Annotated in this window: 10 protein-coding genes; 8 read left to right on the forward strand and 2 right to left on the reverse strand. The window is 45.1% G+C overall.

Going from position 1 to position 11866, the window contains the following annotated elements; genetic code table 11:
* Nucleotides 1-29: 29 nt before the first annotated feature.
* Nucleotides 30-755 carry an alpha/beta hydrolase gene (locus LRL21_RS02955; RefSeq protein WP_240414276.1) on the forward strand — a complete coding sequence of 242 codons (726 nt, stop codon included), beginning with the start codon at nt 30-32 and terminating at the stop codon, nt 753-755.
* 309 nt (nt 756-1064) lie between these two features.
* On the opposite strand, the gene LRL21_RS02960 is transcribed toward LRL21_RS02955, so the two are convergent.
* Together LRL21_RS02960 and LRL21_RS02965 are read right to left on the reverse strand one after the other, a co-directional pair.
* Complete coding sequence (locus LRL21_RS02960; protein ID WP_240414277.1) at nt 1065-1910, reverse strand: lipoate--protein ligase family protein; 846 nt, start codon at nt 1908-1910, stop codon at nt 1065-1067.
* Nucleotides 1911-1962: 52 nt separating this feature from the next.
* Nucleotides 1963-2391, reverse strand: a complete 429-nt coding sequence (locus LRL21_RS02965; protein WP_240414278.1) for a MarR family winged helix-turn-helix transcriptional regulator — start codon at nt 2389-2391, stop codon at nt 1963-1965.
* Between the two features lie 246 nt (nt 2392-2637).
* On the opposite strand from LRL21_RS02965, the gene LRL21_RS02970 reads away from it, so the two are divergent.
* The 7 genes from LRL21_RS02970 (at nt 2638) to LRL21_RS03000 (ending at nt 11832) form a co-directional block, all read left to right on the forward strand.
* On the forward strand, nt 2638-3063 hold the full coding sequence (locus LRL21_RS02970) for a MarR family winged helix-turn-helix transcriptional regulator (RefSeq protein WP_240414279.1): 426 nt from the start codon (nt 2638-2640) through the stop codon (nt 3061-3063).
* Between the two features lie 24 nt (nt 3064-3087).
* Nucleotides 3088-3741, forward strand: a complete 654-nt coding sequence (locus LRL21_RS02975) for an HlyD family secretion protein (RefSeq protein WP_240414280.1) — start codon at nt 3088-3090, stop codon at nt 3739-3741.
* Between the two features lie 38 nt (nt 3742-3779).
* Nucleotides 3780-5387: a DHA2 family efflux MFS transporter permease subunit gene (locus tag LRL21_RS02980; protein WP_240414281.1), complete on the forward strand. Its 1608-nt coding sequence runs from the start codon at nt 3780-3782 to the stop codon at nt 5385-5387.
* 44 nt (nt 5388-5431) lie between these two features.
* On the forward strand, nt 5432-6661 hold the full coding sequence (locus tag LRL21_RS02985) for an efflux RND transporter periplasmic adaptor subunit (protein WP_240414282.1): 1230 nt from the start codon (nt 5432-5434) through the stop codon (nt 6659-6661).
* A gap of 27 nt (nt 6662-6688) precedes the next feature.
* Entirely contained in the window at nt 6689-8437 is a 1749-nt protein-coding gene (locus LRL21_RS02990; RefSeq protein WP_240414283.1) for a hypothetical protein, read from the forward strand.
* Nucleotides 8438-8715: 278 nt separating this feature from the next.
* Complete coding sequence (locus LRL21_RS02995; protein ID WP_240414284.1) at nt 8716-9585, forward strand: diguanylate cyclase domain-containing protein; 870 nt, start codon at nt 8716-8718, stop codon at nt 9583-9585.
* Nucleotides 9586-9648: 63 nt separating this feature from the next.
* A complete protein-coding gene (locus LRL21_RS03000; RefSeq protein WP_240414285.1) occupies nt 9649-11832 on the forward strand; it encodes a cellulose biosynthesis cyclic di-GMP-binding regulatory protein BcsB in 2184 nt (727 codons plus the stop codon).
* Nucleotides 11833-11866 lie beyond the last annotated feature (34 nt).

The following is an 11866-nucleotide window of genomic DNA, read 5'->3' on the forward strand; positions in this document are numbered from 1 at the left end:
CTATACTAATACAACAGGAGGAAACCCCTATGGACGAAGCCATTTATTATAAACGAACGATTGTAAAGGAACAGGTTCCCTCTACCTCATTGGGTCAAGAAAGACCCGTTCGAATCCTCTTACCCCCTGGTTATCAGGAGCTAAACACATATCCCGTCATATATTGTCAGGATGGTGAGCAATTTTTTAATTTTGGACGTATCGCCACACTCATGAACCATCTGATTTATGATGAGGGTGTACAGCCTGCTATCATCGTTGGTGTCGATGTCGACATCGCGACGAGAACCTCAGAGTACGCTCCAGGGGAAGCACGTTTTGAAGCCTATACGCATTTTTTCTCACAGGAGCTGCTGCCTTTTGTTGAAAGCCGTTTCCCCGTAGGCAGCATCGCCAAGGATCGTATTATTGCAGGGGACTCTTTGGGAGGAACCGTATCTTTGCATCTAGCCTTAAATTATCGTAGCCTATTTTGCAATGTCCTATCCTTATCCGGTGCATTTTTGCAGCAAACGCAAGAACGAGTTGCCCAAGAAACCGATTTGTCCTGGCTGAAGCTGTACATGCTCATTGGAACCGATGAGCTGGAAATCGCTACACAGGGAGGCACTTACGATTTTCTGGAGGCAAACCGACAAACCAAACAGCTCCTCGATGCGAGAAGCTGCAACCTTACTTATATAGAAAAGCCTGGCAAGCATGTATGGGGCTTTTGGCAAAAGGAGCTTCCCGAGGCGTTGAAACTGTTCCTATAAGGGCGGGGCACCCTCCCCACCCTCCCTTGAAGGGAGGGCCCCAGAGGGCATGGCCCTCTGGACTCCCCTGGATCGCGTGCAGACTTGATGTGTTCTCGGGGCGCTTTTCGTCCCTGACGGGACACGCTTAGGCTAGATTGGGTGAGTTCGACGTGTGCAGACTGTTGTGTTCTCGGGGCGCTTTCGTCCCTGCGGGACACGCTTGGCTTCGAGAGCAGGACTAAGGAAACAGACCAAGATTAACGGGGAGGATCGTCCCATTCGGGACATCGCCTCCGTTTTTTGTTTATTTACTTATTTTAATCTTACTTATTTTAATCCATAACGGGTTCGCAGGGTTTCGACCATTGTGGTTATTTCCGTTTCATTAGGCAGATCCAGGGATGCTTGGTTATCGGTCTTAGGTTTGTGCGCTCTAACCGACTCTTTTATAGAATCAATGAAGGATTGCTCGTCTTTTAACCCGATTAATTCCTCCAGACTGGCCATGCTGTTTTTCGTTACTTTTGGAAAACAGAGCCCTCCGGTATCACACGTACCATCGACTGCCATCTCACCTGTGGCTATATTGTAGAATTGCTTGGCCAATTCGGCCTTATGGTTGCCAATACCGCGTACAACAACGAATGCTTGAACTGCGATAGCATGCGCCTGGCGCCGCTGGGCAATTCCGCAAAATTTGCGTCCCCGTATACTTAAATCGTAATCGCCCGGGCAGTAGGAGCCGATGATTTCGCCTTTTGATACATCGGATGTTACTTTTTGCAGGGATTCACTGATTAATCGAAACATCGTTTCAAAATCATGACGAAAATCAATATTTCCCTGACGCTTGGGCATAATCAGAGTTATGTTGATGACACCCAGATCAAGCGGTACCGCGGCGCCGCCGGAATTTCTGACAATTACCGAATAGCCCTGCTCTTCAAGCCACTCCATCGCCTGTAAGGCATAGGGCAAACGACTGTCGCGCAATCCCATTACAAAAGCTCGTGGATGCCTCCACAGATGAACAATCGGTGTGCCACCTGCTCCCACTTTTCTAGTCAACAGCTCGTCCAATGCAAAAGGGATCAGTACATCACTTTGGTCTGTCTGCTCGGTCCGGTCCCAGATCAACATATCCCCCGGCAATGACCATTCCTCTAATTCCATGTTGTTGTATGCCTCCTTAATATCTCAAACAAACGTTCATCGCCATAGGCTTCTACTCTTTATCCTTATAGACAACCTCTTTAAATATCCGAATCAAATGCTGAATGTCCTCATCCGCCAAATCACCAAAAAAGTTTTCAACATTTGCTCTGCGCTGCAATCTGATCGTTCCCAGCATCTGTCTCCCCGCTTCTGTGATGCTTAAGTAAACGACTCTACGATCTTCATCGGTCCTCTCCCTTTCGACGAGACCTGCAGCTATCAGCTTGTCCGATAAGGTAGTGATAGCTCCGGGTGTATAGCACAGCATATCAGCAATCTGAGATGCCTTAAGAGGCCCCTCAATTTCAAGTCTCTCTAACAAAAAGCCCTGAACAGGCGTCATCCCATTTTCATTAAACTTGGACCATGAAACCGATATTTTACGAAACAGCTGTCTCGCTGCCTCTTCCAGCTCCAAGAGGTTGCGGTGATCAGTCATTAGCTTTATGCCCCTTTATCTTATAAATAATTGTCGTTGTAATGTTCATTTTACCATGCATGGAGAAGTTGCCCAAGCTTTTGTTCAGCACAGGTCTATATGCCTAAATATTTGTGTTGACGATAGATTGGTAATTGTGATATTTTTTGTTATATAGTTTTAACTTAAAACTAATTAGCATAAAATATCTTTCATGTAAATCTAATCTTTATTAGTTGCATTCACTGGAAAAGGAGGTTAAACCTTATGGATGATTTGGAACATCAGCTGGATCGAATGGAAGAGTTAATATTAATGGGTATGCACCGAACGAATAAATGGGGGTCCCTCACCTTTTCGAAGCAGCAGTATTTGCTTCTCATCACTTTGGATAATAAGAAACGGGCCACTGTGAGTAATCTCGCCGACGAGCTCAACTTATCTCCGAGCGCAACAACCTTGGCCATTAATCGATTGGTTCGTGACGGACATGTCGCACGGACCCGCGATGAAACTGATCGTAGAGTCGTTTGGGTAGAGCTAACCCCTGAAGCCAGAGTGCTGGTCTACGAACAAAAGGAACGACGCAGACAAGTACTCCGCAGCATGATCAGCAGTGTAGAGCCTGAGGAATGTGAACAGTTTATTACTATCGCCCGCAAAATGCTGACGAATATCCAAGATCCAATATAAATAGAGAGGAGCTATAACCATATTATGAAGAAAAAAATTATTATTTTAACTGTTTTAGCTATTATTCTTTTGGGAGGCGGAGCTGGCGGTACTTACTATTTTGCGATGGCCAGCAAGTATATCAATACGGAGGATGCCAAAATTGCAGGTGATTTACGCGCGATCGGCACACCCGGAGCAGGCAAGCTGATTGAGTGGAATTACAAGGAAGGCGATTCCTTCAAAAAAGGTGACATCCTCGGGATGGTTGAAACAACGCCTGCCCGTGGCAATACACCTGCTATTTTACAAGAGATCATTGCTGTAGAGGAAGGCACGATTATTCAATTTAATGGCGTTAAAGATCAGATGGTATCCCCCACCAGTGCAATTGCGATGAGTGCGAATCTCGATAAGCTGTATGTCACAGCCAACCTGCAGGAAACAGAAATCGCCGATGCCAAGATTGGCAATAAAGTCACGATTAAAGTAGACGCGTATCCGGATGCCGTTATCACAGGTCATGTGGAGCGCCTTGGTCTTGGAACCAATTCTTCCTTTTCGTTATTATCATCATCTAACGCAAGCGGTAACTTTACAAAGGTCATTCAGCGGATTCCCGTTAAAATTTCGATTGACAGCTACCAAGGCAAACGATTGGTGCCCGGACTAAATGCAACCGTCAAAATTGAGAAATAAACCGTTAAACGAGCAACACAAAGAAAGGAGGAAACCGAGTGTCAACACAAGATTCATCCATGGACGCACCGGCAGTACATAAAGCTCCGGAGAAACCAGCTGAAGAGAAGAGTGCTGGATACGGACTTGCGATGTTAGCGGTCATTATCGCTGTTTTTATGGCTATTCTCGATATGAGTATCGTGAATGTCGCAATTCCCAAAATGATGTCTGTCTTTGGGGTCAATCAATCCGAGATTGAATGGGTTGTCACGGCTTATGCGTTAGTGAGCGGAGCTTTGGTTCCAGTGACCGGTTATCTGGGTGACCGCTTTGGCTATAAGCGCATCTTCCTGCTGGCTATGATTATATTCACCATAGGCTCCGGCCTATGCGGAATTGCCTGGAGCAACAGCTCCATGATCATCTTCCGCATTATCCAGGCAGCTGGCGGTGGTGCACTGATGCCCATTTCCATGGCTATGATATTTCGGATGTTTCCTGCAGAAAAACGCGGAATGGCGATGGGGTTATTCGGTATTGCCGTTATGTTCGCGCCTGCTACAGGCCCTACCCTAAGCGGCTACATCGTTGAATATTTGGATTGGAGACTTATTTTTACCATTAATGTGCCCATCGGTATTCTCGATTTTTTCCTGGCAATGGCAGTATTGAAGGAATTCAAGTCTCCTGTTGCAAGCAAATTCGATCTTTGGGGCTTTCTCACCTCAAGTATCGGATTAGCGTCCCTGTTATATGGAGTTGGCAAGGTAACCGAGAAAGGCTGGACGGACCACGAGGTCATCGCTTTTATAGCGATAGGATTGGTTTGTCTCCTTATCTTTGTCGCTATTGAACTAACGATCGACTATCCATTACTCGATTTAAGCTTGTTAAAAAACGGCACATACACACTTTCCCTTGTCATTTCCAGTATTTCGACATTGATCATGATGGGTGTGTTGTTCCTGCTGCCGGTATTTTTACAAACCCTCTCCGGCTTATCCGCCGTACAGACAGGTTTGATTCTGCTCCCTCAGGCCGTGATGTCGGGAATTATGATGCCGATAGCCGGTGCTCTCTTTGATAAATTCGGCGCACGTCTCTTGGCAATCATCGGACTGCTTCTCACAGGAGTGGCTCTCTATTTAACCTCGGCTTTGGATATTACAACTGCATTTTCGACTCTCATTTTCTGGCTCGTGTTTCGGGCAATGGGAATGGGCTTGATGATGATGCCGATTCAAACCGTTGGCATGAACACCATTCCGATGAACAAGATGGGTCAGGGAACAGCGTTGTCCAACACCGTCAGACAGATCAGCTCGTCCTTCGGCATCGCCTGGCTTGGACTGCTCTACTCGGATCGACGTACTTTTCATATTGCCGATCTTTCCGATCAATTGAATATGTTCTCTACAAACGTCGCAACTCAATTCTCACAGCTGCAGAATCAGTATATGGGCATGGGACAATCGGCTACACAGGCAAGCTCAAGCGCACTGGCCTATCTGAACGGTCAAGTACAGCTGCAGGCTACTGTCATGGGCTTGGATGATGTATTTATTATTACGGCTGTACTATCTATAATTGCTGCGGTGCTTTCTTTATTTTTGAGAAATACCAAAGTAAGCGGCGCACCCAAACAGCACGTGATGGGCGAATAATTAGCTATTATTACCGATTTTATTGTAAAGGGGCATCTATTCAAATGAACAATAATCCCGTCCAGTGGAAACGATGGATTCAAACCGGACTTATCCTCGCATTAAGCGGAGTAGTTGCAGTCGGCTGCTCAACAACAAACGCCAGCAGCAGTCAAGCCAAATCAGTCAAAACCGCACCTGCTGCGAAACAAAAGATGGAGGATAAAACCGAGCTTGATGCGGATATAGTCTCCTCTACCCAGGTCAACATGCTGAGCAAGGTAAGCGGCGATGTTAAAGAAATTCTCAAAAAACGCGGTGACACCGTGAATCAAGGCGACGTTGTGCTCATACTCGATTCTGTGGATGCTGCCAGAAACAAGGAAAAAACCGATCTTACACTGCAAAATCTACAAGCACAAATTAACAAAACTCGTGAAGACATCTCTACGAATCGCGGAGTTCTTACCAATACTGTGCAGAAGCTCGAAATCCTGATCGCTGATCAGGAAAAAAGCTATAACAACACCCGTAATGACTACGATGCGGGGCTGGCAACCAAAGCTCAGCTGGAGAAAATCGAAACCCAGATCAAGACCAACCGACTTGACCTGGATACTGCCCAGAAGCAGCTGGCTAATCTGGATGCAACCGATCCACTCGCTACACTGCGTATCCAGCAGCAATCAACAGAGCTGTCACTCCGCGATATTGACAAAACCTTATCTGATTTTGAAGTGAAAGCACCGATCAGCGGCGTATTGACCGACCTGTTTCCTGAACAGGGTATCACCGTGCAAGCAGGTTATGTAGCGGGTGTTATCCAACAATTGAACCCGATTAAAGTCCACGCCGACATTACCGAAAGCTCCATGAAATATATTCAAGGCAAAACATCGATTCCTTTCGTTACACAAGGCAGCAACGCCTCAATGACAGGAACAATTACTTATTTGGCTGACGTCATGAGTCCACAAAGCAAAACCTATGTATTGGAGCTCAGCGTACCCAACCCCGATCAAAAGCTGAAATCAGGAATGAGAGTAAAGCTGCAGCTGGGCGGCGGCTCTACTCAAGATGTCGTGACAGTCCCGACCGCAAGCATCGTCAAGGAAGGCAACGACAATTATGTGTTTGTCGCAGCTAACGATCAGGCGGAGAAACGCAAGGTTACTTTGGGTCGGGTCGCTGATACGAATCGTGAAGTTACGGACGGCATCAAGGAAGGCGAACAAGTCATCGTGTCTGGTACCCAGGATTTGAAGGACAAAGACAAAATTGAACTGCGAAAATAAGTTTGAATTGTAAATGGAGGCTATTGAATGAAAAAAGTCAGAAAGCAAGCTCTGTCCGTAGTTTTGATATCATCACTTCTTCTATCATTCCCTTACTGCGCCGCATTGGCTGATGAGACGCAAGCCGCAGCTGTGGATACACGTTATCCCTCCACACTGACCGGACCACTTCAGGTCAAGATCAATGGTTTGCTGAGTGAGCATACCTTAACTGGCACGCGTATCGGCACAATTGTCAAAATGTATAATATTTCCAACGATACGGTAAGAGTCCCTGATTACGAGATTCGGATCGTGACAGACAATGGAGCACGATATGTGCTGCGCGGCAGCTCAGACAATGCCATATCGGTTCCTCCGATGTCCAATATCACACTCAGCTATATGGCTCAGGTCGAATTACCTGATAATCTGAAGCCAACAAGTATCGTCTGGGTCGATGTGAATAAAGACGTCTATCCGAAGGTCGAAACGACTATGCTCGATCTGCCCATCTCCAATCTGGTTTGGTATGGTGATCAATCCGTAGTTTCAGACCCTGCACTTATCAAAAAATGGGGAGAAACCTTTACGATTCCTTCACTGGATTCAGCTTTAACTTATACGCCAATTAACATGACTACAGATTTTAAAGATCAGACCCCCGTTCAGGTGATCAAGCTGCTCGTACAAAATCCGGGCAAACAAACCGAGGTTATTCCCGGTTTTATTATCGAGGGGAAATCCAGCACACAGAATTACAAAGGTTCAAGAGCGGATCAAACCGTCAGCTCCATAGATCCCGGGGAAAAGAAGTATATCTACTGGACAGTTCCAACAGATTTGGATGCGCAGCTGATCAGCTTTACGCTATCTACTCCTGAAACGTTTAAAATTCCAAACCGGACAGACGCTTCGGCTAACCTTACCTATTATATAGGTCGTCTCAGCTTTGACGCGCCTACAGCCGAACAACTGCTATCAGACAGCACCAAAGCATCTGCCTACTTACTGAATTCACAAATCCCAATCGATCCGATCAACAACGTGGTCAATCCTAACATCAATATATCTGCTGCTGATTTTCAAATCTATGAAAATAAAGGAATGGGCTACAGCACCGGGATCATCAAAATGAGATTTTCCAACAAAGGCGACAAGCCGCTGCCAGTTCCCCAGTTTGCCGCGGAGCTGATGGGCAATGGTTTTATCTACGCCGGGAATCGAATCAATGCATCAACCAGTCTGGTCGTACCTGGAACAGATTATCTCGTCAATTACTCGTTTGTGCTTCCGGTTGGCGGTACGGTGGATCAATATAATCTGCGTTTAATTGATAATAAAACGGCAGCACCGTACAAAATCAATTTTGCACAATCGATCCTGACAGTCAACAAACCGGTTAAGGATAATGTAAAGCTTAATATGTATCCTTACGAGGTTACGATTCACGATTGGGCGTTAACGAATATTGCCCTATCCAACCCATCAACCTTAAGCTACAAGTACAGCTATAAGCTGCGTATCAATATGGATTTAAAAACACTTGAGTCCGTGATGGTCGATAGCAATTACAACAAGCTGTTAATTGAATTGGAAACCAAGGACGGCAGACGGATTGCATCCAACACGCAAAGCCTGAATGGCGAAGGCCGTTTGACCTCTGGCGAGCAGCTCATTTATTTCACAGATTCGACATCCGATCAGTTGGAAAATCCGATCGTTCTGAAAATTTATGAGGTCATAGAAACTCCAAACGGTCCGGTAAGAAGCTTGGTTGCTACACTGAACAATTAAATTCGTATATCCATTTTCCACATCAGGCTACCCTGGGCAGAAGCTTGCTCCAGTCAGTAGCCTTCTTGTTGTTTATGACAAATCGAACTTAATAAACTTTACTAAAAATTAGTTTGCAGTCCCCCCTACTTTCGTTTATCTTAGTAAAATAATTTGTTGAAATTTCGTTTTTTCTTAGAAAAAAAGGTAAACTCATAACCTTTGAGGAATATAATTATGTCGAAACTTTAAGCAGCTTTTTGAACACGTAACAATGATTTGGAGGGAGAATGGAAGAAATGAAATCGCAGGACCGAATGTATGCCAATATTTTACTTCAAGTGCTTTCAATTGGGTTTCTAACTCTTTATCTCATACTGACAAGCCAGGTTTATCCAACGAACACATTATGGTTTATAGTTGCTATATTGTTGGGAGTCGTCGGCTATTTCCGTAGAACTGATCACACCTTAATGCTTACTTTTTTTGTTATTGCCGTATACGGAAGTTCGGTGGTTTATCAATTGTACGTGAGGAATCATATCGCCACTGTTAGCTGGAACGAATTGATCTGGCTGCTTTGCTTTCCGTTCTTTTCACTCATTGGGGGAATTAACAGACGGGTGGGGCAATCCAAAAACAAAGGCAGAAGCCCGCTCGCCATCAATAGAAAGAACAGTGAGTCCTATATCGATGAGCCTTTTGTCATTGAAGAATCCTTGGACTTTGTTAATCATGATCTGTTTTTGAAGCGGTTTGAGGAAGCTATATTTTTAGGCGTACGCAACAAGCGCAAGCTGTCCCTTATGATCGTTGAAATCAATCAGTTCCACGAGTTTTTCAAAGAATATGGTTACGAGCAGACTCAGCTTTTTCTGAATAAGGTCGCCGAACTCATTAACGATATTATGCCTGAGGTTGAGGTTAAAGCATACCTGGAGGAAGGCCAATTCGCAATGCTCCTGTCAGGAACAGAGAGAGCCAATTCCAGCATAGCCGAGCTATGGCTCGATGACCATTTTAACTCCATGCTGCTCACCCGCCCTCGCGGCAAAGGCACTGTTACCGCCAAACTTAGACATAGCAAGGTAGATTGTCCACCACATGGCATGACCTGCTATGAAATTTTGGAGAAAGCTCAACAGGAATTAAAATTTAGCGAAGCTTAAATGATGCGGCTCAGCGATCGAACCTATCCGTCAAAGAATTCCCTAAGGAAGTGACTCATTTCGATGAAACCTTTAATACGTTCCAGTGTGTTTATACTATTTTTTGTGGTTCTTTTCTCCACCGTGAACCTGCCTTCCATTTGGGCCATTGAACCCGGTATTGCCCCTACTACAACCAGTGCTACTCCAAAAAACAGTGAAAATTTTCCGATTTTCTCGAACGACCGTACGCTTAAAGGCGAAAATGCCCGTGAAGACGTATACTTTGAGATTGGGAAAGGCAGAAAAGTACTTCCCGGTTCATTCGTGGACATCGAATTCGGACATGCTACGACGCTGTTGTCCAAATCCTCAACCTTAACCCTATTGATCGACGATACCCCTGTAGGCAGTGTATTATTGGACAATTCCAATAAAGAGAAAGCCCACTTACGTTTGGATATCTCTAATTACCTTACAAATCCGGGTTATCGCAAATTGTCCCTTGTCACACATATGGTCATTTCCGATAATGTCTGTCCAGACCCGAATAATCCTGCTAACTGGCTGACGGTAAGTAAAAACAGCAGCATTCACTTGAATGTTGGGAAAAATTATGCGAATGCTGATCTGAGCTGGTATCCAAGTCCTTTCTTCGAAAAAGGCAGCCAACAGCCGCTTCAATCCATCCTGGTTGTTCCCGATGAAATCCAGCAGGTGGAGTTCACTGCAGCCGCTCGTATGGTACAGTTTTTTTCAGCCCAGGCATCGGCCAGCCGAATCAATATTCCGATCTATGCGGAATCCGATCTAACCGACACGATTTTACGTGAGAACAACACGATATGGATCGGTCAGACAGGTCGTTGGAAGGAACGCGGCCAAGCCATTGAAGACGCCTATCGCAAGCAAGCCGATCCCGCCCTTCAAGGACAAGGCATTATTGGGGTAGGGCAATCCCCGTGGAATCCGGAATTAAGCGGATTGGTTGTAACAGGCAAGGAGGAAGAACTCAATAATGCAGTATCCATATTAACGAATGAATCGCTATTCGCTCAGCTGCTTGGTCAAACGACCTCCATTCCTGCTTCTTTGAAAAAAACGGAGGTTTTAAATCCGTTCAAACAAGGCAGCCCTTATACGGTAACATTGGAGAAAATCGGCTATTCCAATCTTTCCATTGGCGGCATGCAGCAAGCCAGCACCACAATTAATTACAATCTTCCTACCTATGCGGATATAGAGAACGGCGCACGTCTTACATTAGCTTTTAAGCACTCCAAGTCCATTGATCTCGGAAATTCCGTCATAGCGGTAAAGCTGAATGGTATAACTGTTGATAGTCATAGACTCAGTGAAGCAACCAGTGATTCAGGCTTACTGGAAATTGATTTCACCCAAAATACTATTGGAGCCTCTCGGAGACTTGAGATTGAAGTTATTTTCCAATTTGCAAACCTGACGCAGAATAAACAGCAGGAAGCTTGCGTAGATCCGAATTTGATTGGAAGCTGGGCTGTCATTGATAATGCTTCTTCCTTAACCTACACGCCAGTCGAAAGAAAAAACTTCAATCTGCAATCGATACCTTACTCCTTTGTAGTGAACAACCGTTGGAACCAGACCACCTTCCTTTTTCCTGACAAAATCAGCACGAAAGAGCTGAATATAGCCATGACTGCTGTTGGATTAATCGGTAGAAGTGCACAGGACAATACCGAATTAACTATGGCGAAAGTATCCGCGGCAGGGCTCAAGGATCTGCTCAGGGATCGTAACATCCTGTATATCGGTACAGGCAAAGAGCTTCCTGATTTCATGAACGGATTTGCTGACAGCTCGGTGCAATTTAAAGATGACCAAGTAACTTCACTCGCCAAAAATGTAGAATTATTAACTAATTTACAGAGCCGCTCAGCGGTTATCCAATTGTCTCGCTCTCCACTGAATGAGAACAAAACCTTATTGCTCATGGCTGCAACTTCCGCAGATCGGGTAAGCTCGATAAGTGATGTACTAACAAGTCCTGTTGAAAACGTCAAAATAACTGGTAAATTTGTCGTTATCGACAGTTTGAATAAAGTTCATGAATTTGCTGAAGAACCGGTTCCACTCAAGGCAAACGCCAAACCTAAATCCAATCAGGTGCGTGACTTTCTGACGGGTCGTGATCAATACGAATTGAATGGTGCGGTATTCATCATTGCTTTTCTTGGCATACTTGCTGTGATCGCCGGCGTTATATGGCTAACACTTAAGCGCAAGTAAAGCTGCCTATTTAGAAAAGCCAAATAAAGCTCAA

Origin of the sequence: Paenibacillus periandrae (assembly GCF_022458865.1) — a bacterium.
Classification (GTDB): Bacteria; Bacillota; Bacilli; order Paenibacillales; family NBRC-103111; genus Paenibacillus_S; species Paenibacillus_S periandrae.

What these genes read in the sequence shown, in the direction of transcription:
- LRL21_RS02990 (WP_240414283.1), top strand. Translation starts at nt 6,689, where the DNA reads ATGAAAAAAGTCAGAAAGCAAGCTCTGTCCGTAGTTTTGATATCATCA.
- LRL21_RS02985 (WP_240414282.1), top strand. Translation starts at nt 5,432, where the DNA reads ATGAACAATAATCCCGTCCAGTGGAAACGATGGATTCAAACCGGACTT.
- LRL21_RS02955 (WP_240414276.1), top strand. Translation starts at nt 30, where the DNA reads ATGGACGAAGCCATTTATTATAAACGAACGATTGTAAAGGAACAGGTT.
- LRL21_RS03000 (WP_240414285.1), top strand. Translation starts at nt 9,649, where the DNA reads ATGAAACCTTTAATACGTTCCAGTGTGTTTATACTATTTTTTGTGGTT.
- LRL21_RS02965 (WP_240414278.1), bottom strand. Translation starts at nt 2,391, where the DNA reads ATGACTGATCACCGCAACCTCTTGGAGCTGGAAGAGGCAGCGAGACAG.
- LRL21_RS02995 (WP_240414284.1), top strand. Translation starts at nt 8,716, where the DNA reads ATGAAATCGCAGGACCGAATGTATGCCAATATTTTACTTCAAGTGCTT.
- LRL21_RS02970 (WP_240414279.1), top strand. Translation starts at nt 2,638, where the DNA reads ATGGATGATTTGGAACATCAGCTGGATCGAATGGAAGAGTTAATATTA.
- LRL21_RS02960 (WP_240414277.1), bottom strand. Translation starts at nt 1,910, where the DNA reads ATGGAATTAGAGGAATGGTCATTGCCGGGGGATATGTTGATCTGGGAC.
- LRL21_RS02975 (WP_240414280.1), top strand. Translation starts at nt 3,088, where the DNA reads ATGAAGAAAAAAATTATTATTTTAACTGTTTTAGCTATTATTCTTTTG.